General features: G+C 71.8%; 20 protein-coding genes and 1 pseudogene. 9 read left to right on the top strand and 12 right to left on the bottom strand.

What is annotated here, in order from left to right; all coding sequences use genetic code 11:
* Positions 1–64 precede the first annotated feature (64 nt).
* The 8 genes from BJ965_RS05480 to BJ965_RS05445 form a co-directional block, all read right to left on the bottom strand.
* Complete coding sequence (locus BJ965_RS05480; protein ID WP_184907626.1) at positions 65–1,744, bottom strand: PHP domain-containing protein; 1,680 nt, start codon at positions 1,742–1,744, stop codon at positions 65–67.
* Between the two features lie 21 nt (positions 1,745–1,765).
* Positions 1,766–3,592 carry a LamG-like jellyroll fold domain-containing protein gene (locus BJ965_RS05475; protein ID WP_184907625.1) on the bottom strand — a complete coding sequence of 609 codons (1,827 nt, stop codon included), beginning with the start codon at positions 3,590–3,592 and terminating at the stop codon, positions 1,766–1,768.
* Positions 3,593–3,627: 35 nt separating this feature from the next.
* Positions 3,628–6,561, bottom strand: coding sequence for a glycoside hydrolase family 2 TIM barrel-domain containing protein (locus tag BJ965_RS05470; protein ID WP_184907624.1), 2,934 nt, complete (start codon positions 6,559–6,561; stop codon positions 3,628–3,630).
* Complete coding sequence (locus tag BJ965_RS05465) at positions 6,558–7,436, bottom strand: alkaline phosphatase family protein (RefSeq protein ID WP_184916803.1); 879 nt, start codon at positions 7,434–7,436, stop codon at positions 6,558–6,560. The genes BJ965_RS05470 and BJ965_RS05465 overlap by 4 nt, the downstream gene beginning before the upstream one ends.
* A gap of 163 nt (positions 7,437–7,599) precedes the next feature.
* Positions 7,600–8,478, bottom strand: a complete 879-nt coding sequence (locus BJ965_RS05460) for a carbohydrate ABC transporter permease (protein WP_184907623.1) — start codon at positions 8,476–8,478, stop codon at positions 7,600–7,602.
* A complete protein-coding gene (locus tag BJ965_RS05455) occupies positions 8,475–9,359 on the bottom strand; it encodes a carbohydrate ABC transporter permease (protein WP_184916800.1) in 885 nt (294 codons plus the stop codon). Before BJ965_RS05455 ends, BJ965_RS05460 begins: the two co-directional genes overlap by 4 nt.
* 124 nt (positions 9,360–9,483) lie before the next feature.
* The gene (locus BJ965_RS05450) at positions 9,484–10,761 is read right to left on the bottom strand and encodes an ABC transporter substrate-binding protein (protein WP_184907622.1); all 1,278 of its coding nucleotides are present in this window, start codon (positions 10,759–10,761) and stop codon (positions 9,484–9,486) included.
* A gap of 55 nt (positions 10,762–10,816) precedes the next feature.
* Entirely contained in the window at positions 10,817–11,872 is a 1,056-nt protein-coding gene (locus BJ965_RS05445) for a carbohydrate kinase family protein (RefSeq protein WP_184907621.1), read from the bottom strand.
* Between the two features lie 149 nt (positions 11,873–12,021).
* On the opposite strand from BJ965_RS05445, the gene BJ965_RS05440 reads away from it, so the two are divergent.
* The 4 genes from BJ965_RS05440 to BJ965_RS05425 all read left to right on the top strand — a co-directional run bounded on the left by BJ965_RS05440 (position 12,022) and on the right by BJ965_RS05425 (position 18,109).
* Positions 12,022–12,786 carry a DeoR/GlpR family DNA-binding transcription regulator gene (locus BJ965_RS05440; protein ID WP_184916797.1) on the top strand — a complete coding sequence of 255 codons (765 nt, stop codon included), beginning with the start codon at positions 12,022–12,024 and terminating at the stop codon, positions 12,784–12,786.
* Positions 12,787–12,976: 190 nt separating this feature from the next.
* A complete protein-coding gene (locus BJ965_RS05435) occupies positions 12,977–14,317 on the top strand; it encodes a 6-phospho-beta-glucosidase (protein WP_184907620.1) in 1,341 nt (446 codons plus the stop codon).
* Between the two features lie 71 nt (positions 14,318–14,388).
* On the top strand, positions 14,389–17,430 hold the full coding sequence (locus BJ965_RS05430) for an alpha-mannosidase (protein WP_184907619.1): 3,042 nt from the start codon (positions 14,389–14,391) through the stop codon (positions 17,428–17,430).
* A 160-nt stretch (positions 17,431–17,590) separates the two neighbouring features.
* Positions 17,591–18,109, top strand: a complete 519-nt coding sequence (locus tag BJ965_RS05425) for a cupin domain-containing protein (protein WP_184907618.1) — start codon at positions 17,591–17,593, stop codon at positions 18,107–18,109.
* 7 nt (positions 18,110–18,116) lie between these two features.
* On the opposite strand, the gene BJ965_RS05420 is transcribed toward BJ965_RS05425, so the two are convergent.
* Positions 18,117–19,253, bottom strand: a complete 1,137-nt coding sequence (locus BJ965_RS05420; RefSeq protein ID WP_184907617.1) for an ATP-grasp domain-containing protein — start codon at positions 19,251–19,253, stop codon at positions 18,117–18,119.
* A gap of 258 nt (positions 19,254–19,511) precedes the next feature.
* On the opposite strand from BJ965_RS05420, the gene BJ965_RS05415 reads away from it, so the two are divergent.
* Together BJ965_RS05415 and BJ965_RS05410 are read left to right on the top strand one after the other, a co-directional pair.
* On the top strand, positions 19,512–20,372 hold the full coding sequence (locus BJ965_RS05415; RefSeq protein ID WP_184907616.1) for a metallophosphoesterase family protein: 861 nt from the start codon (positions 19,512–19,514) through the stop codon (positions 20,370–20,372).
* Entirely contained in the window at positions 20,369–21,028 is a 660-nt protein-coding gene (locus tag BJ965_RS05410; RefSeq protein ID WP_184907615.1) for a 4'-phosphopantetheinyl transferase family protein, read from the top strand. The genes BJ965_RS05415 and BJ965_RS05410 overlap by 4 nt, the downstream gene beginning before the upstream one ends.
* Before the next feature lie 36 nt (positions 21,029–21,064).
* Here the strand turns inward: BJ965_RS05410 and BJ965_RS05405 are convergent, their stop codons facing one another.
* The 3 genes from BJ965_RS05405 to BJ965_RS05395 form a co-directional block, all read right to left on the bottom strand.
* On the bottom strand, positions 21,065–21,289 hold the full coding sequence (locus BJ965_RS05405; protein ID WP_030841139.1) for a hypothetical protein: 225 nt from the start codon (positions 21,287–21,289) through the stop codon (positions 21,065–21,067).
* Between the two features lie 177 nt (positions 21,290–21,466).
* Positions 21,467–21,997: a hypothetical protein gene (locus BJ965_RS05400; RefSeq protein WP_030841136.1), complete on the bottom strand. Its 531-nt coding sequence runs from the start codon at positions 21,995–21,997 to the stop codon at positions 21,467–21,469.
* 32 nt (positions 21,998–22,029) lie between these two features.
* Positions 22,030–22,689: a helix-turn-helix domain-containing protein gene (locus tag BJ965_RS05395; protein ID WP_184907614.1), complete on the bottom strand. Its 660-nt coding sequence runs from the start codon at positions 22,687–22,689 to the stop codon at positions 22,030–22,032.
* 238 nt (positions 22,690–22,927) lie between these two features.
* On the opposite strand from BJ965_RS05395, the gene BJ965_RS05390 reads away from it, so the two are divergent.
* From BJ965_RS05390 to BJ965_RS05380, 3 genes and pseudogenes are all read left to right on the top strand, one after another.
* Positions 22,928–23,593, top strand: coding sequence for an MmyB family transcriptional regulator (locus BJ965_RS05390; protein ID WP_184907613.1), 666 nt, complete (start codon positions 22,928–22,930; stop codon positions 23,591–23,593).
* 70 nt (positions 23,594–23,663) lie between these two features.
* Positions 23,664–24,818: an NAD(P)/FAD-dependent oxidoreductase gene (locus BJ965_RS05385; RefSeq protein WP_184907612.1), complete on the top strand. Its 1,155-nt coding sequence runs from the start codon at positions 23,664–23,666 to the stop codon at positions 24,816–24,818.
* Positions 24,815–25,111, top strand: a pseudogene (locus BJ965_RS05380) ((2Fe-2S)-binding protein); the annotation flags it as partial. The gene BJ965_RS05385 and the pseudogene BJ965_RS05380, both read left to right, overlap by 4 nt.
* Positions 25,112–25,123 lie beyond the last annotated feature (12 nt).

Genomic DNA, 25,123 nt, shown 5'->3' with positions numbered 1-25,123 from the left:
GGCCCACCGTACCTCCGCTCGCCCCGTCCGCTCGATCGGTCCGTGACCTGCTGGTACCCGGGGCTCAGGACCCTTCGACGTCGACGAAGACGGGGTTCGAGTAGAACCACGTGTCCGCCCACGGGTCACCGTCCCCGGGCGCGTGCGGCACCGGACCGTGCGGGTCGACCGACGCGCCGAGGTAGCCGGGGCCGTTGCGGTTGCCGTCGCTGCCGCGCAACCGGACGTAGAAGGACTCCTCGCCCGCGGTCAGCGGGATCCGCAGGGTGTAGGTGCCCTTGCGGCCCGAGACGTCCTTCGACGCGGCGACCCGGGTGTCCGGTGCCTTCCAGGTGTCGCGGTCGGCGACCGGGCCGCGCACCGCGCCGCGGACGACGTCCACGTGCGCCAACTCGGGCAGGATCCCCTGCGGGTTGGGCCGCGAGGCGGTCGTCACCGTGACGTTCAGAGTGAGCTTCTCGCCCTTGCGCACCCGCAGCCGGCCGCCGAGCGTCACGCCCAGGCCCCGGTCGCGGTCCCGGGTCAGGCGGACGTCGAGCCCGTCGAGCAGATGCCCGTGGTCCAGCCAGACCCGGCCGGCGCGCATCCCCGCCATCACCGCGCGGTAGCCGTAGCGGGTCACGCCCACGTGGGTGCGGCTGAACTGACCTGGCCAGAAGTCGCTGCCCGGCTGTGGGGTGTCCGTGTTCACCGGGTCGGGCAGCCTGCCGGTGGTGTCGAAGCTCCGGCCGGGCTGCCAGTCGCCGTTCTTCCAGGTGTCGAAGACGATGCGGTGGGCGTCGGAGTTGGTGGTGACGGAGAACATCCGGCCCTCGGCCAGCATCGAGTCCCACAGGCCGCCGACGGTCGCCGTCGCCCAGTCGAAGCCGCCGTACGTGAGGTAGGCGTCCGCCGGGTAGCCGGGCCAGGACTGCGCGGACGGCTTGTTCTCGTACTCACCCCGGATCGATGTGGCACCCCTCCAGCCGGGGATGGCCGCGCCCTGGGCACCGGGCGCGCCCTCCATGCCGATCATGATCTCGGGCGCCGCGTCCCGCCAGGCGCGCATCTCGTGCGGCGAGTCGATGCCCAGGCGCATGGGGTGGTTGGCGAGCACCAGCACGTCGTCGACGTAGCCCGAACGGCGCTGCGCGGCCAGCCACTTGATCGCCTTGACCGCGTGGGCCTCGTTGCGGGCGGTGTCCGCGTCGGCCGGTCCGCCCTTGTCGTAGGCGAGGAGCTTGCCGTCGTAGGCGCTCTCGAAGCGGGTGAGCAGGTCGACCTCGTGCCGGCCGGGCGCGGTGAACACCGTGCAGTGCTCGGCGGCCGGTATGTACCACTCCAGGCCTTGGAAGATCAGCTGACGCGGGTTCTCGGCACGCGCCTTCAGGATCTCCTTGTGCTCCAGCGCGGCCCCGAAGTCGGCGTGCCCGATGTTGGAGTGCTCGGTGAACACCATCCAGTCCAGGCCGTACTCGGCGCCCGCGGCGGCCAGTTGGGAGAACGTGTACTTGGCGTCGTGGCTGTACACGGAGTGGATGTGGTGGTCGCCGACGAGGTAGGCGAGGCGCGGGTCCTCGCCGCCCGGCCGTCTGTCACCGGCGGCCAGGGCGGGAGTCCGGTTGGTCGCCGCCGAGCCCAGGGCGAACGCGGCGCCGAACAGGCCCGCGCGGCGCAGGAGGCCGCGGCGGGACACGCCCTGCGGGTCGAGGGCGGCGGGGGAGACGGACGGATCGGCCCAGGTGGGCAGTTGCTGCTCGGTCATGATCGGGGGCCCTTCGGGATCTCAGTGGTTCATGAAGGAGGTGACGGGCAGCGCCCGGGCGACGAACCGGACGTCGCCGAGCCGGCCGTGGAAGATCTGGTCGATCTTGCCGCCGTACTCGTAGCCGCCCAGCAGCCACGGCAGTCCCACGGAGGTGATGCCGACGGAGGGCGCCTTGGGGTTGCGGAGCACCGGACAGCCCTCGACGTACAGCGTGGTGTACCTGCCGTCGTTGACGACCGCGAGGTGCCACCAGGTCTCCAGGGGCGTCTCCTGGCCCCAGTTGGTGGCGATGCCCTGCTGGTTGAGCGGCCGCATCGCCCACTGCGGTTCACGGTCGTTGGACAGGGACAGCGTGGCCAGCGGCTCGTCCGGGTCGTCGCCGGTCTTCCCGGCGGCGCCGCCGGTGCCCGTACGGGAGACCAGACCCGACCAGGCGTTGTGGTCCGGGTCCCAGTCCGCGGGCAGCCGGTAGAACGCCTCGACGGTGTAACCGTCCTTGAACGTCGCCGCGTTGAGCGGGGCGCCGTCGACCGTCCTCAGATACGCGCCCTTCAGCGGCGACTTGAAGCCCTCGAACTCCAGGCTGCCGTGGCCCGGCTGGTCGGGGTGGTGGTCCGCGGACCAGCTCAGCGCGCCGCCGCCGACCGTGACGAGGGAGAGGTCGTTGCCCCGCCCGGACAGGTCACGGACCGTGCCGTCGACCGGCTTCTCGAAACGCCAGTACGCCACCGTGCCGGGGACGAGCAATTTCGCGGCGGGCCGTGCCGGACGGGCGGGCACGGGCACGAAACCGGAGAAGCGCCGCTCGAAGTCGATCTCGACGGAGAACCGGTCGGCGTCGCCGCTCAGCTCCATCTCCTGCCGCTCCAGCTCGTTGAGCCCCTTCCCGGCCCGGCCGAGGATCCAGGGCGAGACCGTCTCCACGTCGATGACGCCCCGGTCCAGGTCGAAGCGGTAGAGGCGGATCATCGCCGCGCCGCCGAAATAGCGGTTCTGGTAGTTCGTCAGATGCAGATGGACGTCGTGCCCGGCCGCGTTCTTCCGGGTCGCGCGGGCGGCGGGCCAGTAGTGCCCGCCCAGGGCCAGGAAGATCTGGTCGTGGTCCTCGACGAGCTGGTCCCACAGCTGCTGCCCGTAGTCCGACAACGTGTCGTCCTCGACGACCAGTTCGTGCGTCGTGAGGATCACCGGCGTCTTCGGGTGCTTCGCCAGTACGCCCTTGGCCCACGCGTAACCCTGCGGCGACAGCCGCCAGTCCAGGGCAAGCACCAGCCACTCCCGGCCGCCCGCCTGGAACCGGTGGAAGGAGTTGTAGCCGTCCGGGGAGGCCCCGCCGAACGTCCGCTGCTTCTCGAACCGCCGAGGCCCGAAGGCGTCCAGGTACGGGGTGCTGCCGCGCTGGTCGGTCGTCGACGATTTCACGTCGTGGTTGCCGGCCAGGACGCTGTAGCCGACGCCCCGCCGGTCCAGCAGCCGGAACGCCGCCCCGATCGCGGCGAACTCCTCCTGCGCGCCGTTCTGCGTGAGGTCACCGAGGTGGGACAGGAAGACGATGTTCTCCTCCCGGCCGTGCTCCAGCAGATAGCGCAGCGAAGCCTCGACCGGCGCCTTGTCGATGCTCGGCCCGTCGAACAGGTACTGCGTGTCCGGCATCACCGCGAGCGTGAAGCGGCGGCTGTGCGGGTCGGGGCGCCACGTCGAGGCCGCCGCCTGGGCGGTGACGGCCGGCACCGCGGTCACCGCCGCGGCGGTCGCGCCGAGCAGCGCCGTCGCACGAAGGAAACCGCGTCGTCCGGCACCGGCCTGGGGCGCCTCGCCCGGGTCGTGGTCATGCGAAGTGCACACAGGTGCTCCATGGGGTGACTGAGAGGGGGAGGAAGTCAGAGAACGCGCAGTGTCCAGCTCCAGCGGTGGACGCCCGCCGCGACGAGGTAGGAGGCGAAGGTGTCGGGGCCGCACGAGGCCGTGCCCAGTCCCCGGTGCGCCGCGTCGATGTGCACCACGCACCCGGCCCGCGGCACCAGTTCGTCATGGTGCGCGACGTCGGCGAGATCGGCTGCGCGATGCCGGGTCACGGAGACCTGGCGGGCCCGGTCCAGCCGCACCGCGAGGCCGGTGGTGTCGGGCGCGGACAGCGTGAACCGCCGTACGCCGTGCCGCCCGCCGCTCTCCTGCGGCCGCAGATAGGGCGTGAACAGCTCGTCCACCGGGAGGCGGTGGTGGCCGACGGGCGCGCCCGCGGCCCGGTCCGGATACGACTCCCAGGGGCCCTGCCCGAACCACTCCAGCAGGTTCAGCCCGGCGACCGTCTCGAACACGGTTCCGACCCGGGCCACGTCGTGCAGCGCCTCGGGCAGTTCGGCGCTCTCGTCGACGATCAGCCCGCCGTCCACGGCCGTCAGCACCTGCTCGTGCCGGACGGTCCCGCCCGCGCAGAGGTAGTCGGACACCACGGCGACCCGGCCGGGGGACCGCCGTACGGAGACGACCTCGCGGGTGGGCGCCTCCAGACCCCAGTCCCGCCAGCGGTCCGCCATGCCGCCCAGTACGTCGTTGTCGGTCGGCGCCCGCCACAGCGACAGGGTGGGCGCGGACGTCAGCAGCGGATGGACCAGCAGCCCGTCCTCGTCGACCTCGACCGTGCCGTCCGGCACCCGGGTGTGCGCCGGCGGGCACGCCGCCCGCAGCCGGACCTGCGGCAGGCACACCACCGTGCCGCGCGGTGCCCACGGCTCGTCCCCGGCCGTCGTGACCCGCAGGGTCAGCCACGCCTCGCCGCCGTCCTCCGGCACCACGAACGGCAGCGGCACCGCGGCCGTCTCACCGGGCCGCAGAACGGGCAGTTCGGCGGGCGCCGTCAGGGTGGTGCCCTCGGCGAGGGACAGCTCCCACTCGCCGGACAGCCACTCCAGGCCCCGGAAGTGCTGGTGGTTGCCCAGGACGACGCCCTCGTGCCGGAAGGCCTCGATCCGCACCGGCGCGGCGATCTCTCGGTGCTCGAACATCACCGGCTTGGGGGTGCGGTCGGGGAAGACGACCCCGTCGGCGATGAAGGCGCCGTCGTGGTCCGTCTCGCCGAAGTCGCCGCCGTACGCCCAGCGGTGCCCGGGCGCGGCGACACCGTTGTCATGGAGGCCGGCGCCCCCACGCCCGGCCGGTCTGCCGTCGTTCACACGCTGGAGGATGCCGTGGTCCCAGAACTCCCAGATGAACCCGCCCTGAAGACCCGGGGTGGCCTCGATGGCCGCCCAATGGTCCGCCAGCGTGCCGTTGCTGTTGCCCATGGCGTGCGAGTACTCGCACTGGACGAGCGGCTTGGTCTGCGTGCCGGACAGGGCGTGTGCAAGACACTCCTCCAGCGGGGCGTACATCGGGCAGGCGATGTCGGAGGCCAGGCCCGGATCCGCCCAGCCGCGCTTGGCCGCGCCCTCGTACTGCACCGGCCGGGTCGGGTCGTGCCTGCGGACCCAGCCCGCCGCCGCGTCGTGGTTCGCCCCGTAGTCGGACTCGTTGCCCAGCGACCAGATGATGACGGACGGGTGGTTCTTGTCCCGCAGCACCATCCGCGCGACCCGGTCCACGAACGCGCCCAGGTAGCGCGGGTCGTCGGCGATCTCGTGCGCGTGGTCGTGGGACTCGATGTCGGCCTCGTCGACGACGTAGAAGCCGAGCTCGTCCGCCAGGTCGTACAGGGCCGGGTCGTTCGGGTAGTGCGCGGTGCGGATCGCGTTGAAGCCGAACCGCTTCAGCAGGACCAGGTCCGCGCGCATGTCGTCGTACGTCACCGTCCGCCCGGTGAGCGGATGGAAGTCGTGCCGGTTGACGCCCCGGATGAACACCCGCTCGCCGTTCACCAGCAGGTCCCGGCCGACGATCTCGACGTCGCGGAAGCCGACGCGGTGCCGGGAAGTGTCGGCGACCGTGCCGTCGGCGCGGTGGAGGCGGACGGTCAGGTCGTACAGCTCGGGCGTCTCGGCGTTCCAGGTGCGCACGTCCGCTACGGCGGCACGCAGCCGCGCCTCCCCGAGGAAGTCCGAGACGCGCTCGTCCTCGGCGTTGGCCCGGTCGAACTCCGCGTCCTGCGTGAGCGGCTGCCCGTCCAGCTCCCCGCTGACGTACCAGCCCTCGGGCAGCGGCCCGCCCGCGTCCCGCACCCGGCACTCCACCAGCAGATCGCCGTCCCGCCGGGCCCGCACGGTCACGTCCGCGAGATGCAGGGGGTCGACGGCGTACAGCAGCACCGAGCGGGTGATCCCGCCGTGCCACCACTGGTCCTGGTCCTCGATGTGCGAGGCGTCCGACCACTTCACCACGGTCAGGCGCACGGTGGCCCGCTCGCCGGGGCGCACCAGGCCCGTCAGATCGAACTCGGCGGCCAGGTGCGAGTCCTTGGAGATCCCGACAGGCCGCCCGTCCACGTGCACCAGCAGCACGCTCTCGGCGGCGCCGACCTGGAGCACGATCCGCCGCCCGGCCCACTCGGCGGGCACGTCCACCCCACGCTCGTACACCCCGGTCGGGTTGGCGGCGGGCACGTCGGGCGGGAACTCGGCGAACGGCATGCGGATGTTCAGGTACCGCGGGAGGTCGTCGGTGCCCTGCATGGTCCACGCGCCGGGCACGTACGACGACGACCAGACCTCCCCGAGCGGGGCGTCCGGTGCGGGCAGCAGCTGAAAGTGCCAGTCGCCGTCGAGCGGGACGGCTCCGGGGCGCCGGTCGACGGCGTTCATCGGCAGCCGGCGCCAGGAGGTCACCTCGGGGGCCGCCCAGGGGCGCAGGGCTGTCAGGGGATCGAGGGGTGCGTCGTTCATGACCATTCCGAAGTCGGTGCGGTGGTCCCGGGCAGGACCCGGCCTTGCAGGCCCCAGGCGGGGTTCACGGGGATGCCGAGACGGTCCAGGACGGTGGAGGCGATGTCGATGAGGCGGGGTGTGTCGAGCCGGGTGCCTCCGGGCCGGGCGGGTCCACCCGGTTCGGCGAGGACGACGAACACCTCGCGCTCGGCACGCGAGTCGCCGCCGTGGCCACCGGAGTCGAGGTGCCCGTGGTCCGTGGTGATCAGCACGGTCCAGTGCTCCTCGGCGCGCCGGGGGGCCGATGCCCGGGCGTCGATGGCCTCCAGGAGCCGCCCGAGATGGGCGTCCTGGGTGAGGAGGGCCCGGTCGTAGGCGGAGGAGAGGGGGCCCGTTCGGTGGCCCGCCTCGTCGGTGGCACCGAAGTACACGAACAGCACGTCCGGGTCGGACGTGGTGAGCCAGCGCAGGGCGGTGCGGGCGACGCGGCGGTCCGCGGTCTCGTAGCCCCTGGATTCGCCGTTGTGGCGCACCCGCCGGCCGATGGCCCGGCCGAGGGTGCCGCGGCGGACCAGGGCGGGCCAGGACACCGCGGCCGCCGTGCGCAGACCGGGCCGGGCGCGGGCGGCGCGGGTCAGGAAGTCGGGGTAGCGGGCGTAGTCGGCGCCTTTGAAGTCGTTGCCGGTGACCCCGTGGCGGTCGGGCCACACCCCGGTGAGGATGCTCGACCAGCCGGGTCCGGAGTCGGTGTAGGCCGTGCCGGGCGAGGGCTCGTCGTCCGCTCGGCCGTAGGGCAGCAGGCTCGTGCCGACGGCGCCTGTGGCCATCAGGGCGTGCAGCACGGGTGCGGTGGCGGGGGACCGGGTCAGGCGGTCGTAGCGCAGGCCGTCCATGCCGACGACGAGGACCTTGGGGCGTCGGGCCTCGGTGTTGACGTCCGTCACAGGGTGCCTCTCTCGTGTGGCTGCCGAGAGCTCGGGGAGGACTGCTGCCCGTTCCCGGCCGCGCGCCCGTCGTGGCTGATCGCGCAGTTCCCCGCGCCCCTTTGGGGGCGCGTCAACTCCCCTGCACCGCCCCCTCCGTGGCCCCCGCGATGAACCCGCGGGCGAAGAGCGTGAAGACCAGGACCAGTGGCACGGACGCCATGAGCACGCCGGCCATGACCATGCTGTAGTCGGTGGTGTGGCCGACGTGGAGCTGGGCCAGCGCCACCTGGAGCGTGAGGTGGGTGGGGTCGTTGAGTACGACGAGCGGCCAGATGTAGTCGTTCCAGGCCCCGACGAAGGCGTAGATGGCGAGGAAGGACAGCGCCGGCTTGATCATCGGCAGCACGATGTTCCAGTACTGGCGGAAGAATCCCGCGCCGTCGATGCGCGCGGCGTCGAGCAGCTCGTCCGGGACGCCGTTCTCGATGTACTGGCGCAGCCAGAAGATGCCGAAGGCGTTGGCGAGGGCGGGCAGGATCAGCGCCTTGAGCGTGCCGACCCAGCCGATGTCGGACATGAGGATGAACTGCGGGAGGACGGCCAGCTGGAGCGGCAGCATCATGAACCCCACCAGCATCGCGAACAGCACCTTGCGCCCGGGGAAGTCGAACTTGGCGAAGACGAACGCCGCCAGGGAGTCGACGAACAGGACCAGGACGGTGGTGACGGTCGCGACGACGAGCGTGTTCAGCATCGATCCGAAGAAGTCGATGGTGTCGAGCACGTGCCGGATGTTCTCCAGCAGATGGGAGCCGAAGGTCAGCTTCGGCGGGCTCTTGTAGATGTCCTCGGTGGTGTTCGTCGCCATGACGATCGTCCACACGAACGGGAAGACCGAGATCAGGACGGCCAGGACGAGGACGATGTGCGCGGTCAGGCCCTTGGGACGCCGTGCCCGGCCGCCACCACCGCCTTGCCTGCTGGACCGCCTGGGGACCACTGCGGTCATGACTTCCTCCCGCGCTGGACCAGCCGCCAGTTGACGACGACCAGCACCATGATCAGTACGAAGAAGGCCCACACGATGGCGGCGCCGTAGCCGTAGTCGTTGTTGACGAAGGCCGACTGGTAGAAGTAGAGGAGCGTGGTCAGGCCCGCCTGGCCGGGGCCGCCGAGGTTCGGGTTGGCGGCGTTGCTGCCGAACAGGACCTGGGGTTCGCTGAAGCTCTGCAGGCCGTTGATCGTCGAGATGATGACGGTGAACAGGATGATGGGCCGCATGATCGGCATGGTGATCTGGAAGAACGTGCGGATGGGCCCGGCGCCGTCCAGCCTGGCCGCCTCGTAGATCTGGGCGGGGATGGCCTGGAGACCGGCAAGATAGATGATCATGTTGTAGCCGGTCCACATCCAGGTCATCAGCAGCGCGATGACCAGTTTGATCAGCCACGGATTGCTCAGCCACGGGACGGGCGAGATCCCGACCGTGCCCAGGATCGCGTTCACCAGACCGAAGTTGTTGCTGAACACCGCGCCGAAGAAGATCGACACGGCGACGATCGAGGTGACGTTCGGTACGTACAGGGCGATGCGGTAGAAGCCCTTGAAGCGGCGCACCGAGTGCAGCAGCGTCGCCAGCACCAGCGCGCCGAACAGCGTGGGGACGGTGGACAGCACCCAGATCACCAGGGTGTTGCGGATCGACAGCCAGAAGACGGGGTCGTCCCACAGGAACCGGAACTGCTGCAGTCCCACGAACTGCACGGTGCCCAGGCCGTCCCAGCGCTGGAAGGCGAGGTACAGCGAGTAGAAGACCGGGAAGAACGAGAAGACGCCGAAGATCAGGAAGAACGGCGAGATCGCGAGGTACTGCCGCCAGTGGGACAGCACACCGCGACGCTCCGGCCGCACGGCGCCCGCGGGCACCGTGCGGCGCGGGCGGAAGCGGGCCGGGCCGGGGCGGCCGTGGTGCCGTGGCACCGTGGCGGACCCGGTGACCGGAGGCGACGACACCTCAGTTCACCCCCTGTCGCCGGGCGATCTGCCTGGCCTGGGCGACCGCGTCCTTCCAGGCGTCCTCGGGCTTCTTGCCCTTGGCCTCGATGCTGGACAGCTCGGTCATGAACGGAGCCATGACGGCGGCGTCGGCCGGTGCCTCGTAGGCGGCCGGTATGGCCTTGGCGGCCGGGCCGAACACGTCGATGACCTTCTGCCCGCCGAAGAAGGGGTCGCCGCCCGTCATGGCCGGCATGGCGTACGCCGCCGGCGCTGCGGGAAAGATCGCGGCGTCGGTGAAGCCGCGGGCGTCGTTCTCGGGGCTGAGGATCCAGCTGATGATCTTGAACGCCTCTTCGGGATTGCGGCACTGCTTGGGCAGGGCCAGGTAGGAACCGCCCTGGTTGGCCGGTCCGCCGGGCATCGCGCAGACCCGCCACTTGCCCTTGGTCTTCGGGGCCGCCTGCTCGATGTCCAGGGCGTGCCAGGCGGCTCCGAGTTCGGTGCTCAGGGTCTTGCCGACGGCGGCGTTCCAGGTGTTGTCGTTGATCTTGGCGTCGAGGCCGAGGGTGTAGGGGCGCACCGCCGTGGTCCACGCCTTGCGGATGTGGCCCTGGTCGCCGATGAAGTGGTTGTCCTTGTCGATGAACCGCTCGGTGCCCTGCCCGACCGCCATGGTGAAGACCGAGCCGATGTTGTTGACCAGGTAGGTGCCGGGCACCTTCTCGCGCAGCTCGGTGCCGAGCGCGAAGTACTCCTCCCAGGTTCCGGCCCGGGCGGCGACCTTGTCGGGGTCGGTGGGCAGTCCGGCCTTGTCGAAGAGGTCCGCGCGGTAGAAGAGGGCGGTCGGGCCGATGTCGATCGGGAAGCCGATCTGCTTGCCGTCCTCGGTCTGCGCCAGCTTGGTCTTCCAGTCGAGGTACTGGGACGCGATCTTCTTGAAGCCCAGGTCGTTCAGGTCCAGGAAGCGGCCCGCGTTGGGCAGGAAGGACGCCATGTCCTCGCCCTTGATGCCGGTGATGTCGGGCACGGAGGCGCCCGCGGCGAGGGTGGTGGTGAGCTTCTGCTTGAAGTCGCCGCCGATGGAGGCGGCGGTGAGCTTCACCTGGCCGCTGAAGTGCGTCCTCGCCTCGGCGACCACCTTGTCGCTGAGTGCGCCTCCCCAGTACCACAGGGTGAGGTTCTTGCCGTTCTTGCTGCCGGCCGATCCCGAGCCGCCGCCACAGGCGACGGTCAGACCGGAGGCGGCCGCGGTCAGTGCGGCGGCCTGGAGGAAGCCTCTTCGGGAAAGGTCCACGGGGTGCTCCTGTTGTTCCTGTTCGACGTGCGGAGGAATGCGGAGGGGGAGAGCGTCAGTGCGGCCCGGTTCCGGAGCCGCACCGACCGGCGGGGGTGTGCGGGCTCGGCGGGGTGACGGGCGCGTGATGCGGGGGCGGGCCGGGGTCGGCCGGGATGCGCTCGGCGAGGAACCCGTAGGCGCGCCGCAGGGCGGGGTCGGTCAGGGAGTGCCACCAGCGTGCGACGCCGTGCCAGCCGGGAGCCGCGAGGGCGCCGCCGTGGTGGCGGACGGACAGCCCGGCCGCGAGTACCGCGAACCGCAGCCGCTCCGCCAGCGGCCAGCCGCCGAGGGAGGCCGCGACGAAGCTCGCGCCGAAGACGTCCCCGGCGCCCGTCGCGTCCAGGACGTCGGTGTCCAGGGCCGGGACCTCGGCGTACTCGCCGGTGATCTGGTCGACGGCGAGGGCGCCGTCCCCGCCCCGCGTCACCACGGCGACGGGCACCAGCTCGGAGAGCGCGCCGAGCGCGGCCACCGCGCTGTCGGTGCGGGTGTAGGCCATCGCCTCGGTCTCGTTGGGGAGGAAGGCGTGGCACAGGGCCAGTTGCTCCAGCAGGGCCGCGGACCACTCCTGGGTGGGATCCCAGCCGACGTCGGCGTAGATCCGCGTGCCGTTCGCGGCGGCCTTGGCGAGCCACTCGCGCGGCTCGGCCTCGAGGTGCACCAGGGCGGTCCGCGCGTCGGGCGGGTCGCCCATCAGCGCGTCCTGCGAGTACGGCGGTTCCTGTCCGTGGGTGAGCAGGGCCCGGTCGTGGCCGTACGCGACGGAGACGGTGACCGGGGTCGGCCAGCCGTCCGCCGTACGGGAGAGCGAGAGGTCGACGCCTTCCTGGCCGCGCAGGACGTCCCGGCAGTACGCGCCGTAGAAGTCGTCGCCGAAGACCGTGGCCAGGGAGGTGCCGAGGCCGAAGCGGGAGGCGGCCACGGCGAGGTTCGCGATGCCGCCCGGGCCGCAGCCCATGCCCCCGGTCCAGATCTCCTCGCCCGGGGTGGGCGGCTTGCCGAGACCCGTGAGGACGAGGTCGTAGAAGAGCAGCCCCGTCAGCAGCACATCGGGCCGGTCAGCGTCCACGGACGTGTCCTCTCGGTCGCGGCTTCGACGGAGATCGTCAAAACGCGTCATTTCTCTGGCCGGAATCGTGCGCTGCCCAGAGAGATTGGTCAATACCCGAGCAGAACTGAGCATGGATTTGATTGAAGATGACGAGTAGTGTTCCGGCCGTGCTGGCAGAACGACGACACCAACTCATCCTGCGGGCCCTGCGCGCCGGCGGGCCCGCGGCCGTGACCGACCTCTCGGAGCAACTGGGGGTGAGTCCCGCCACCATCCGGCGTGACCTGGTCAAACTGGAAGAAGACGGACTGCTCACGCGTGTGCACGGCGGCGCCGTCGTGGAGGAGGGCGACCAGCCCTTCGCCGAGGTCGCCGAGGTGCGCGTCAACGAGAAGGACGCCATAGCCGAACGCGCCGCCGCGATGATCGAGGACGGCCAGTCGGTGCTGCTGGACATCGGGACGACGGCCTACCGGCTCGCCCGGCAGCTGCACGGACGCCGGCTCACCGTGATCACCAGCAACCTGGTGGTCTACGAGGAACTCGCCGACGACGAGGGCATCGAGCTGGTCCTGCTCGGCGGCATGGTCCGCCGCGAATACCGCTCCCTGGTCGGCTTCCTCACCGAGGACAACCTGCGCCAGCTGCACGCCGACTGGCTCTTCCTGGGCACCAGCGGCGTGCGGCCCGGCGGGCAGGTCATGGACACGACGGTCGTGGAAGTGCCGGTCAAACGCGCCATGATCAAGGCCGGCGAGAAGGTGGTGCTGCTCGCCGACGCCGCGAAGTTCCCCGGGCACGGGATGGCGAAGGTCTGCGGGCCCGAGGACCTGGACGCGGTCGTGACCGACGAGCCGGTCGACGCGGCGACGCGGGCCTCCTTCCAGGAGGCGGGCGTCGAGGTCGTCGTCACGGGAAAGGTGCAGACATGAGCGCGAACCCGGCCGAGGCGGGCGGACTCCCGGCCCAGGCGGCCCCGCCCTTCGGTGAACACCGAGGTCACACACCCACGACACCGGCCGCGCCGGAACCGGCCCGAGGTCGTGAAGCGAGGTCAAGGAGGTGGCGCGTGCCCGGTTCTCACGACGTGCCGCGCACAGCCCGCCGAATCGGAGGAACCCGGTGAAGCTGACGATTCTGGGCGGCGGAGGATTCCGCGTGCCGCTGGTGTACGGAGCACTCCTCCAGGACCACGCCGAGGGCCGGGTGACCCGTGTCGTCCTGCACGACCTGGACGCCGGACGGCTGTCGGCGGTGACACGGGTCCTCGCCGAGCAGGCGGCCGACGTCCCGGACGCGCCCGAGGTGAGCGCCACGACCGACCTCGACGAGGCCCTGCGCGGCGCCGACTTCGTGTTCTCCGCGATCCGCGTCGGCGGTCTGGAGGGACGCGCGAACGACGAACGCGTGGCCCTGGCCGAGGGCGTGCTGGGCCAGGAGACGGTGGGCGCGGGCGGCATCGCCTACGGCCTGCGCACGGTCCCGGTCGCCGTCGACATCGCCCGGCGGGTGGCCCGCCTCGCGCCCGGCGCCTGGGTCATCAACTTCACCAACCCGGCCGGCCTGGTCACCGAGGCCATGTCCCGCCACCTCGGCGACCGCGTCATCGGCATCTGCGACTCCCCGGTCGGCCTCGGCCGCCGCATCGCCCGGGTGCTCGGCGTGAAGAACCCGGCCGAGGCGTGGATCGACTACGTCGGCCTCAACCACCTCGGCTGGGTGCGCGGCCTGCGCGTCGCCGGCCGCGACGAGCTGCCGCGCCTGCTGGCCGACCCCGACCTGCTCGGCTCGTTCGAGGAGGGCAAGCTCTTCGGTCCGGACTGGCTCCGGTCGCTCGGCGCCATCCCCAACGAATACCTGCACTACTACTACTTCAACCGGGAAGCCGTACGCGCCTACCAGCAGGCCGAGAAGACCCGCGGCGCGTTCCTGCACGACCAGCAGGCCCGCTTCTACGCCGAGATGAAGAACCCGCACGCCCCCGCCCTCACGGTCTGGGACCGCACCCGCGCCGAGCGCGAGGCCACATACATGGCCGAGAACCGCGAGACCGCGGGCGCCGGCGAACGCGACGAGGACGATCTGTCCGGCGGTTACGAGAAGGTGGCCCTCGCCCTGATGCGGGCGATCGCCCGGGACGAACGCACCACCCTGATCCTCAACGTCCGCAACCGGCGCACCCTGTCCGTCCTGGACGCGGAGGCCGTCATCGAGGTCCCCTGCCTCGTCGACGCCAACGGCGCCCACCCCGTCACCGTCGACCCGCTGCCCGGCCACGCCACCGGCCTGGTCTGCGCGGTCAAGGCGGTCGAGCGCGAGGTGCTGGCCGCCGCCGGCTCCGGCTCCCGCGCGACGGCCGTGAAGGCCTTCGCCCTGCACCCGCTCGTGGACTCCGTCAACGTGGCCCGCAGGCTCCTCGAGGGCTACACCGACGTCCACCCGGGGTTGGCGTACCTTAGGTGAACGCCGTCCGGTAAGCGCTTTCCCCCACCGCTTCCCGCCTGCTCGCTCTTCCCGCTTCCTGGAGACATCCCATGCACGACGAAAGCCGCCGCATCGAGGAGCGCGTGCAGCGCCTTCACGACCAGCGCATCAAGACCGCGGTCTACGCGGCCACGGTCCCCTTCGAGGTGGAGGCCTGGCAGGCCCCGGGGGAGCCGGTCCCGTTCGAGGAGGCCGCCGCCGCTTCCTACGAGCCGTTCGCGATGGGCACCCCGTGGGGCCCGCCCTGGGGCACCACCTGGTTCCGCATGCGCGGACAGGTGCCCTCGGAGTGGGCCGGCAGGCGCGTCGAGGCCGTCATCGACCTCGGCTTCACCGGCGACTGGCCCGGCAACCAGGCCGAGGCCCTCGTCCATCTCACGGACGGCACCCCGCTGAAGGCCGTCAACCCGCTCAACCAGTACGTGGCGATCGCCAACCCCGCACAGGGCGGCGAGACGGTCGACTACCTGGTCGAGGCCGCCTCCAACCCGGACATCCTGGCGGACAACTTCTCGAAGCCCACCCCGCTCGGCGACAAGCTGACCGCGGGCGACAAGCCCCTCTACACCTTCCGCGCCGCCGACATCGCCATCCTCGACGAGGAGGTCTGGCACCTCGACCTCGATGTGCAGGTGCTGCGCGAGCTGATGCTGGAGCTCGGCGAGCACGACCCGCGCCGGCACGAGATCGCGCACGCCCTCGACCGGGCGATGGACCTGCTCGACCTGGACGACGTCTCCGGCTCGGCCACCGCGGTCCGCGAGGCGCTGAAGCCGGTGCTGTCCAAGCCCGCGCACGCCAGCGCGCACACGATCTCCGGCGTGGGCCACGCCCACATCGACTCCGCCTGGCTCTGGCCGATCCGCGAGACCAAGCGCAAGACGTCCCGCACCTTCTCCAACGTCACCTCGCTCGCCGACGAGTACGACGACTTCATCTTCGCCTGTTCCCAGGCCCAGCAGTACGAGTGGGTGCGCGACAACCATCCGAAGGTCTGGGCCCGCATCCAGGAGTCGGTCAAGAACGGCCAGTGGGCGCCGGTCGGCGGCATGTGGGTCGAGTCCGACGGCAACCTGCCCGGCGGCGAGGCCGTCGCCCGCCAGTTCATCCACGGCAAGCGGTTCTTCATGGACCACTTCGGCATCGAGACCAAGGGCGTGTGGCTGCCGGACTCCTTCGGCTACAACGCGGCCTATCCGCAGATCGCCAAGCTCGCCGGGAACGAATGGTTCCTCACCCAGAAGATCTCCTGGAACCAGACCAACAAGTTCCCCCACCACACCTTCTGGTGGGAGGGCATCGACGGCACCCGCATCTTCACCCACTTCCCGCCGGTCGACACCTACAACGCCCGTTTCAGCGGCGAGGAGATGTCCCGCGCGGTCCGGAACTACTCCGAGAAAGGCGGCGCCTCCCGCTCCCTGGCCCCCTTCGGCTGGGGCGACGGCGGCGGCGGCCCCACCCGCGAGATCATGGAACGGGCCCGTCGGCTGGCCGACCTGGAGGGCTCCGCGAAGGTCGTCGTCGAACACCCCGACGAGTTCTTCGCCAAGGCCCGCGAGGAGTACCCGGACGCGCCGGTGTGGGTCGGTGAGCTCTACCTGGAGCTGCACCGCGCCACCTACACCTCCCAGGCCCGCACCAAGCAGGGCAACCGCCGCTCCGAGCACCTCCTGCGCGAGGCGGAACTCTGGGCCACCACGGCCGCGCTGCACGCGCCGGGCTACACCTACCCGCACGAGAAGCTGGACCGGCTCTGGAAGACGGTGCTGCTGCACCAGTTCCACGACATCCTGCCCGGCTCCTCCATCGCCTGGGTGCACCGCGAGGCCGAGGCCGAGTACGCCCGCGTCGCACAGGAACTGCACGCGCTGACCGCCGAGGCGGTGGCCGCGCTGGGCGCCGGCGGCACCCGTGTCTTCAACGCCGGCCCCTACGACCGCGCCGAAGTGGTCCGCACCGCCGACGGCACACCGGTGTACGTGCGGGTGCCCGCGAGCGGCTCCGCGCCCGTGGCCGACACCGCGCCCCCGCAGCCGGTCACGGTCGACGGCCGGGTCCTCGACAACGGACTGGTCCGCGTGGAGGTGGCCGAGGACGGCACCCTGTCCTCCGTCCGCGACCTGCGCGCCGCCCGCGAGGTGCTCGCCGAGCCGGGCAACCTGCTCCGCCTGCACACGGACCTGCCCAACTACTGGGACGCCTGGGACATCGACAAGCACTACAAGAACCGCTACACGGACCTCCTGGACGCGTCGTCCGTCACGGTCGTCGAGCAGGACCCGCTGATCGGCGCGATCCGCGTCGAGCGGTCCTTCGGCAAGGGCTCCACGATCACCCAGACGATCACCGTCCGCGCCGGCAGCCCCCGCATCGACATCGAGACGGACATCGACTGGCACGAGACGGAGAAGATCCTCAAGGCGGCCTTCCCGGTCGACATCCGCGCCCCGCACTCCTCCGCCGAGATCCAGTTCGGCCACATCCAGCGCCCCACCCACACCAACACCAGCTGGGAGGCGGCCCGCTTCGAGGTCTCCGGCCACCGCTGGGTGCACCTCGCCGAGCCCGGCTACGGCGTCGCCGTCATCAACGACTCGACGTACGGCCACGACGTCTCCCGCACCGTCCGCGAGGACGGTGGCACCACGACCACCGTCCGCCTCAGTCTGGTCCGCGCCCCGCGCATCCCGGACCCCGAGGCCGACCAGGGCCGCCACCGCTTCACCTACGCGCTGCTGCCCGGCGCGACCATCGAGGACGCCGTGGCCGAGGGCTACGCCCTCAACCTCCCCCTCCGGGTGGCCGACGCGGCCGGCGCCCCCGAGCCGGTCGTCTCGGCCGAGGGCGAGGGCGTGACCGTGGAGGCGGTCAAGCTCGCCGACGACGCCTCCGGCGACGTCGTCGTACGGCTCTACGAGTCCCGCGGCGGCCGGGCCACCGGCACCCTGCGCACCGGGTTCCCGCTCGCCGGCGCCCAGATCACCGACCTGCTGGAGCGCCCGCTCCAGGACGCGGAGATCACCGACGGAGCCGTCGCCCTCGCGCTGCGCCCCTTCCAGATCCTCACCCTGCGCCTGCGGAGGGGCTGACGCCATTGCCGTGCAGCCGTGGTTCGAGGACGCCGAGCTCGGCGTCCTCGTCCACTGGGCCTGTACCGGGGCGGGGCGTTTCCGACCGGCGAATTGACCCACGATCGCGGCACCGGAATGCCCCCTGTCATGGGTCGCCCGGCTACCTAGAGTCGATGTCATGACGACGACACAGAACGAAACGGGAAACAGCAGCGGCTTCGCACCGGTCCTCACCCGCGCCACCGAGGCCGAGACGACACGCGACCCCAGCAGCGTGATGACCCTCCTCGCCGACTCCGCGAACACCGGCGGACGGCTCACCAGCTACCGCTCGACGTTCGCCGAGGGCGCGGTCGGCGCGCCCGCCCACCTGCACACCGAGGCGTCCGAGATGTTCTACGTCATCGACGGCGCGCTCCAGGTACTGGTCGGTGAGGAGGTCACCGTGCTGCTAGCCGGCGACTTCCTTCTCGTACCGCCGAACACCCCGCACGCCTTCGCCGCCGCGCCCGGTGCGACAGCCGACGTGCTGTTCGTCTTCACCCCGGGCGCGGGGCGCTTCGACTACCTCCGGCTGCTGGGCCGGGTGATGCGCGGCGAGGCCGACCCGCGGGAGATCAAGGACTCCTCGGAACGCTTCGACAACCACTATGTCGACAGCCCCGTGTGGCGCGAGGCCCTCGCAGCCAGGCCGTGAGGACCACCTAGAGGGGCAGCACCTGGGCCGCCGCCCCGACGGAGTCGACCGGTTGGGCCGACGGGGGCGCCGGTACCGCCGGCAGCGGGTCCGTCGTCTCCGGCTGCCGCTGCGGCAGCGACACCGGCCGCAGCGGACGCAGCCCCGACACCACCGTGTAGTCCTGGCCCAGGAACGGCGGAACCACCTCGCCCGGATCCTCACCGAGGGCCAACTGCACAGCGGCCCAAGGGGCGTTGACCCCGCACAGCGACAGCTGGTGCAGCCCGCCGGCCGGGCGGGTGTTGACGTCCATGAGGACGGGCCGGTCGCCGAACATCCGGAACTGGATGTTGGACAGGTAGTGCAGACCGAAGCCCTCCGCGATCCGCCGGGCCGGGTCCAGCCACTGCTCGTGCAGGGTGAAGCCCCGGCGGCGGCCGTTCTTGGTGCGGCCCACCGCCAGCCGGACCCGGTTGTCCGGACCGGTCAGGCAGTCCACCGACACCTCGGGCTGCTCCAGACGCGGCATCACCAGCCAGTCGACCGGCTCCTCGGCCTGCCGCAGCGCCTCCAGCACCAGGTCCAGCGGCACATACGGGCTCGGGAACCCGCTCAGCTGCGTCAGGGAGAAGGGCGTACGCGTGATGATCCGGAAGCCCACCCCGCCGGCCCCGGACGCCGGCTTGAAGCAGGCCTTGTGCCCTCCGGCCTCCAACTCCTCTACCGCTGCGACGAGTTCGTCCTCCGAGCGGACCCGGTACCACGGAGGAACGGGCACGCCGATCGCCTGGACGGCCTCGTAGGCGATCACCTTGTCGTGGAAGACGGCCACGGCCTCCGGCGGTGGCGCCAGCACCGCGGTGCCGGCCGCCTCGAACTCGGCGCGGTGTGCCACGATCGCCGACTGGTGCAGCCGGGGCACGAACACGTCGATGCCGCGCCGCCCGCACTGGTCCAGTGCGTACTCGACGTACCCGGCGGGGGACAGGTTCTCGGGCTCCAGCTCGGCGGTGTCGGCGGCGGCCAGCACCGGCGAGTCGGGGTCGCCGTGGGTGGCGTGGATCGCGACGGCCCGGTCGCTGGGATTTCTCCGCAGCTGATCCATGAAGAACACGTTCTCCGCGTACGTGCGGTTGAGCCAGACGCGTACGCGAGAGACCATGCAGGCCGCCTTTCACGGTTCGCGGGCAGGGCTGAGCAGCCCGTGCCCGGGCAGAAAAATGGAGGGACACCAAACCGCCCCTGTGAAAGGGAAGTTCGTAGCGGTGGTGTTGGGCCAGATCATACGGCTTCCGCGAGCCCTGTCGTGCAACGCGCGTGTGAAGGAATTCTCCCGCCACGGCCCCCGGGCCGCTCTTGCTCCCCGCCGCGCGGATGTGATCTCTTGGTCACGTCCGGGTGCGCGCGGAGGGGGCGAGAGGTGACGTCGACGGCCGGTGGCGCCGCACAACTGCTGGCCATCAGCGATCTGCACATCGGGTACCCGGAGAACCGCGCCCTGGTCGAGGGCATGCGGCCCGGGACGGACGACGACTGGCTGCTCGTCGCCGGTGACGTCGCGGAGACCGTCGCGGACATCCGCTGGGCCCTGGAGACGCTCGCGGGCCGCTTCCGGAAGGTCGTCTGGGTGCCCGGCAACCACGAGCTGTGGACCCATCCGAGCGATGCCGTCACCCTGCGCGGCGTCGCGCGCTACACGTACCTGGTCGAGCTGTGCCGCGAACTCGGCGTGACGACCCCCGAGGACCCCTACCCCGTCTGGGACGGCCCCGGCGGCCCGGTGGCCGTCGCCCCGTTGTTCCTCCTGTACGACTACTCCTTCCTGCCGCCCGGCTGCACGACCAAGGCGCAGGGCATGGAGTACGCGCGGGGCACCGGGATCGTGTGCACCGACGAGCACCTGCTGCACCCCGACCCCTACCCGAGCCGGGAGGCCTGGTGCCGGGCCCGGGTCGCCGAGACCGAACGCAGACTCGCCGGACTGCCCGAGGGCCTGCCGGTGATCCCCGTCAACCACTACCCACTGCACCGGCATCCGATGGACGTGCTGTGGCACCCCGAGTTCGCCATGTGGTGCGGCACGGACCTGACCGCCGACTGGCACCGCAGGTTCCCCGTGCACACCATGGTCTACGGCCATCTGCACATCCCCCGCACCACCTTCCACGAGGGCGTGCCCTTCGAAGAGGTGTCGGTGGGCTATCCGCGCGAGTGGAGCAAGCGGGCCCGGCCGCCGGGACGGCTGCGGCGCATCCTGCCGAGGGAGGGCGAGAAGCGGTGATCGAGGAACTCCTGCCGGACGCCGTGGTCACCGTGGAGGCCTACGGCCACGAGGACGCGGACACCCCGCTCTACCCCGAGGAGGCGGCGCTCGTGGCACGGGCCGTCGCCAAGCGACGCAGGGAGTTCGCCGTCGTGCGCTCCTGCGCCCGCCGCGCCATGGAGAAGCTCGGTGTGCCGCCGCAGCCGGTCCTGAGCGGCGAGCGCGGCGCCCCCCGCTGGCCGGCCGGGCTGGCCGGCAGCATGACCCACTGCGACGGCTTTGGCGCCGCGGCCCTGGTCCGGGCCACCGATCTCGCCTCCCTCGGCATCGACGCCGAGGTCCACGGACCGTTGCCCGACGGGGTCCTGGCGTCCGTGGCCCTGCCGGCCGAGGAGGTCCGGCTGCGCAGGCTCGCGGCCGAACGCCCCGACATCCACTGGGACCGGCTGCTGTTCAGTGCGAAGGAATCCGTCTACAAAACGTGGTTCCCCCTCACCGGGAAGTGGCTGGACTTCATGGAGGCCGACATCGAGCTCAACCCCGGCGGCACCTTCCGTGCGGCGCTGCTCGTCCCCGGCCCCTGGGTGGGCGGCCGCCGGGTCGGCCACTTCGACGGCCGCTGGACGGCGGGGCGGGGCCTGGTCGCGACGGCGATCGCGCTGCCGCACACCTGACCCCTCCCCGCCCGATCCGACCGGGGCCGCTCCGGGTCAGGGACCCGGCTCAGGGCACCAGTTCTCCAGGAGGCGGAAGAACGCCTCCTCGTTGCCCGTCAGTCCGGCGCGCTCCAGGGCCTGCTCCGCCTCGGCGAGCACCGCGGGCGGGACGAGCGGCGGGCCGCCCTCCAGGTCGAAAGCGGCGCGGACCGTGTGCAGCAGCCGCAGATAGGCCTGGACGGCGGTGCGTTCACGATCGGTCAGGACGGCGGTGGGCATCGGTCGTTTCTCCCCGTGTCGGCGTCGTCGGTCCCGCGCCCTCGCGGCGCGCACGCCCCGCACAGCGGTGGCGCCCCTCCAGCTTGCCGTCCACCACTGACAATCCGGTTCCGTCGCCCTCCGGTTCGCCCGCTCGGCGGAGGCGGACCGCACCCCGTTGCCGTGCCACGCGGCCGTTCAGCCCTGCGGGCCGCGATACCCCAGCGACGCCTCGATCCGCCCCGCCAGGTGGTCCCGCTGCACCGGCCCCCGCGACGACGAACCCGCGAGCCAGGCCCGGCACTTGCTCGCCAGCAGCAGGCCGAAGCTCTCGGCTTCCTTCTCGTCGTCGAGGTCGAAACGGGTGCGCGCGGCCACCTTCAGCACCGTCGCCTGGAGGTCGGCGCCGTCGTCGAGCAGCCGGGCCGCCACGGCCGCGCCCTCGACGTGGTGGGAGCAGTGCCCGGCCTTCATGTGCCACAGCTCGTGGCCCAGGATCACCAACTGGTGATCGGGAGCGGTGCGTTCCTCGATCACGACGAGGTCCTGCTCGGCCATGTCGAGCCAGAGCCCGCTGGCGGTCCCGGGCGGGAACGCGGCCGTGCGGAAGAGGACGGGGCGGCCACGGCGTCTGCTCATGCCGTCGCACAGGGCGGCGTACAGCTCCTCGGGCCGGGCCGGCGCGGGGAGGGTCAGCTCCGCGACCAGCTCGCCGCACAGACGGCGCATTTCCTTACCGATGCCCACAGTTCTCCCCACGGTCACGACTCGGGCCGCTTGACGCTCTCCAGGAGCATGTCCAGCCACTCGGCGACCTTGTCGCGGTGCTGGTCGGTGGGCAGTTGCGCGGCCCGCCAGGCGATGCCGCGCACGCCGTGGTCCTGCAGCAGCCGCTCCAGCGGGTCGTCCGTCGCCGCGGCCGCCTCCCGCTCCCGGTCGGCGAGCTTCTGCAGCAGCTCCTGCTCGGTGTGCTGGAGGGCGCTCACGAGCGCCTCGGGGTCCTCGGCCGTCAGGAAGCCGGCGTGCACCCGGAAGAACCTCTGGAGGGCGTCGCAGTGCTCCATGGTCGGCCGCCGGTCGCCGTTGATGAGGGCGCCGGCCTGCTGGCGGGACATGCCCGCGCCGTCGGCGATCTCCTGCTGGGTGTACTTGCGGCCGTTGGGCTTGAGCCGGGTCCGGCGCAGCAGGTCCAGGCGCTGCAGGAACCGGGCCTGGACATCGGGCTCGCCCGCCGGCCGGCCGCAGAGCAGGGCCTTGACCACGGGATCCGGGACCCCGGAGGCGACGGACAGCCGGCCGATGTCGAAGACCTCGGCGTGCGGCACGCCGAGCCGGTCGGCGAGCGCGCCGACACGGGAGACGACAGCCGGTAGCACGGCCGTCGGCATGACGCCCGGACCCTCGACGAAGCCACCCGTCACCGACAGATCTCCTACGTATCTCACAGGCTTCTCACACGTGGATGCCGTGACCTACCCCGGCGTGAACTTCCCGGAGCGTAGCCGGTGCTTCGAACTCACATCCAGGTCTCGCCACAACTGTGGCCAATTTCAGCCGTCAACAGGCACGGAATGCCACGATAGTTGACACGCCTCAGCTCCGGGCAGCAGGATCGGGGCGCCGCGTCAAGGCCGCACAGGCAAGAGGGGTGACCTCCCGATGGCATATCAGGCAGGAGGGCAGCGGCCGGCACCGCGGCCCGTCCCCGAGACTCCCGAGGCCCAGGCCTACCTGGAGGACTACGCCGGGCTCCTGGAGGGTGTCTCCTTCCCCTCCCTCGTAGTCGACCACTGCTGGGACGTGGTGCTGACCAACAGCGCCTTCCGGTCACTTTTCCGTGAGGTCGGCCCGCACCCGACGGCGATGCCGGGCGACAACTTCCTCAGGTTCGTGCTGTTCCACCCCGACGCTCCCGGCGTGCTCGGCGACCACGAGGCGAGCTGGTGCCTGCCGATGCTCGCGCACTTCGCGCGGACCGTGGAGGGCCACGGCCCCGACCACGGTCTGCACGCCATCCGCCGCGACATCGCCCAGGACCCGATCATGGAGGCCGCCTACCGGCACGGCCTGCCGCACTGGATCCGCGCCGTCGGCGAGGACGCCGTCGAGCAGGACGGCGCCGTACGGCCGCTGCTGCACCCGGATCCGCGCCGGGGCGCCACCGAGTGCCGGGTCGTCGTCGAGACGTCCAGGACGCTCGAGGAACTGGGCTGCGCCCGGGTCACGTTCGTCCTGCGCGAGGCCCGCCGCTCCGCGACCCGGGAACGCCGCACGCGCCGCACCGCGACCGTGTCCCACCTGAGGGTCGTCCCCGCGGCCGACTGACCGCTCCCGCCCGTTCACCCGCCCTGTCCGTACTCTTCTCAGAGCATGTGGTGTGTGACATAGTACAGACGTGAGCGAGTCGCTGACCTGCGATGTCGTGGTGGTGGGAGCCGGAGTGGTCGGCGCCGCCACCGCCCTGTACGCGGCCCGCGCCGGGCTGGACACCGTCGTGGTGGACCGGGGCCCGGTGGCCGGCGGCACGACCGGAGCGGGGGAGGGGAACCTCCTCGTCTCCGACAAGGAACCCGGACCGGAGCTCGAACTGGCCCTGCTGTCCGCCCGGCTCTGGGCCGGACTGGCCCGGGAGGGACTGGGCCGGGCCGTCGAGTACGAGGCCAAGGGCGGTGTCGTCGTCGCCGGTACGGACCGGGCCCTGACCGGGCTGGAGAAGCTCGCCGCCGAGCAGCGCGCCGCCGGGGTCGAGGCCGTCCCGGTGCCGCCCGACCGGCTCACCGACCTGGAGCCGTACCTGGCCCCGGGCCTCGCGGGCGGCATGCTCTACCCGCAGGACGCCCAGGTGATGCCCGCCCTCGCCGCGGCCCATCTGCTGCGCGCCTCCAAGGCCCGGGTGCGCACCGGCCGGGAGGTGACCGGGGTCCTGTGCGGCCCGGACGGCGCGGTGCGCGGCGTGCGCACCGACCGGGGCGACCTGCACGCGCCCGCGGTCGTCAACGCGGCCGGCACCTGGGGCGGCGAGGTGGCGGCCCGCGCCGGAGTCCGTCTGCCGGTGCGGCCCCGGCGCGGTTTCGTGATCGTCACCGAACCGCTGCCGCCCCGCATCCGGCACAAGGTGTACGCCGCCGACTACGTGGCCGACGTCGCCAGCGACTCGGCGGCGCTGCAGACCTCCCCCGTGGTGGAGGGCACCCCGGCCGGGCCGGTCCTCATCGGCGCCAGCCGTGAACGGGTCGGCTTCGACCGGTCCCTGTCGCTCCCGGCGCTGCGCGCGCTGGCGGCCGGCGCGACCGGGCTCTTCCCGTTCCTCGCCGGAGTCCGGGCCATGCGGACGTACGCCGGCTTCCGGCCGTATCTGCCGGACCATCTGCCCGCGATCGGCCCCGATCCGCGGGCGCCCGGGCTCTTCCACGCCTGCGGGCACGAGGGCGCGGGCATCGGACTCGCCACCGGCACCGGGCATCTGATCGCCCAGGCGCTGACCGGGCGGACACCCGACCTCGACCTCGGCCCGTTCCGGCCCGACCGCTTCACCGAGGAGGCCGAGTGAACCCGCTGGAGCTGGCGGGGGCCAGGCCCGGCCCCGCCTTCACGGTCATGTTCGACGGGCGGCCGGTCGAGGCACTGCCCGGGCAGACGGTCGCCGCCGTGCTGTGGTCGGCAGGGGTGACGTCGTGGCGCTCCACTCGTGGCGAGGGCCGTCCGCGCGGGGTGTTCTGCGGGATCGGCGTCTGCTTCGACTGCCTGGTGACCGTCAACGGCCGCCCCAACCAACGCGCCTGTCTGATGCCGGTGCGACCGGGCGACGAGATCGGCACCCAGGAGGGCACGGGCCATGGGGACACCGGCATCCGG

Source organism: Streptomyces luteogriseus, assembly GCF_014205055.1.
Taxonomy (GTDB): Bacteria; Actinomycetota; Actinomycetes; order Streptomycetales; family Streptomycetaceae; genus Streptomyces; species Streptomyces luteogriseus.
The sequence above is the reverse complement of the archived record's forward strand: the minus strand, read 5'-3'. Positions and strand labels throughout refer to the sequence as shown.

What these genes read in the sequence shown, in the direction of transcription:
- BJ965_RS05480 (WP_184907626.1), bottom strand. Translation starts at nt 1,744, where the DNA reads ATGACCGAGCAGCAACTGCCCACCTGGGCCGATCCGTCCGTCTCCCCC.
- BJ965_RS05470 (WP_184907624.1), bottom strand. Translation starts at nt 6,561, where the DNA reads ATGAACGACGCACCCCTCGATCCCCTGACAGCCCTGCGCCCCTGGGCG.
- BJ965_RS05465 (WP_184916803.1), bottom strand. Translation starts at nt 7,436, where the DNA reads ATGGACGGCCTGCGCTACGACCGCCTGACCCGGTCCCCCGCCACCGCA.
- BJ965_RS05460 (WP_184907623.1), bottom strand. Translation starts at nt 8,478, where the DNA reads ATGACCGCAGTGGTCCCCAGGCGGTCCAGCAGGCAAGGCGGTGGTGGC.
- BJ965_RS05430 (WP_184907619.1), top strand. Translation starts at nt 14,389, where the DNA reads ATGCACGACGAAAGCCGCCGCATCGAGGAGCGCGTGCAGCGCCTTCAC.
- BJ965_RS05425 (WP_184907618.1), top strand. Translation starts at nt 17,591, where the DNA reads ATGACGACGACACAGAACGAAACGGGAAACAGCAGCGGCTTCGCACCG.
- BJ965_RS05420 (WP_184907617.1), bottom strand. Translation starts at nt 19,253, where the DNA reads ATGGTCTCTCGCGTACGCGTCTGGCTCAACCGCACGTACGCGGAGAAC.
- BJ965_RS05405 (WP_030841139.1), bottom strand. Translation starts at nt 21,289, where the DNA reads ATGCCCACCGCCGTCCTGACCGATCGTGAACGCACCGCCGTCCAGGCC.
- BJ965_RS05400 (WP_030841136.1), bottom strand. Translation starts at nt 21,997, where the DNA reads ATGCGCCGTCTGTGCGGCGAGCTGGTCGCGGAGCTGACCCTCCCCGCG.
- BJ965_RS05390 (WP_184907613.1), top strand. Translation starts at nt 22,928, where the DNA reads ATGGCATATCAGGCAGGAGGGCAGCGGCCGGCACCGCGGCCCGTCCCC.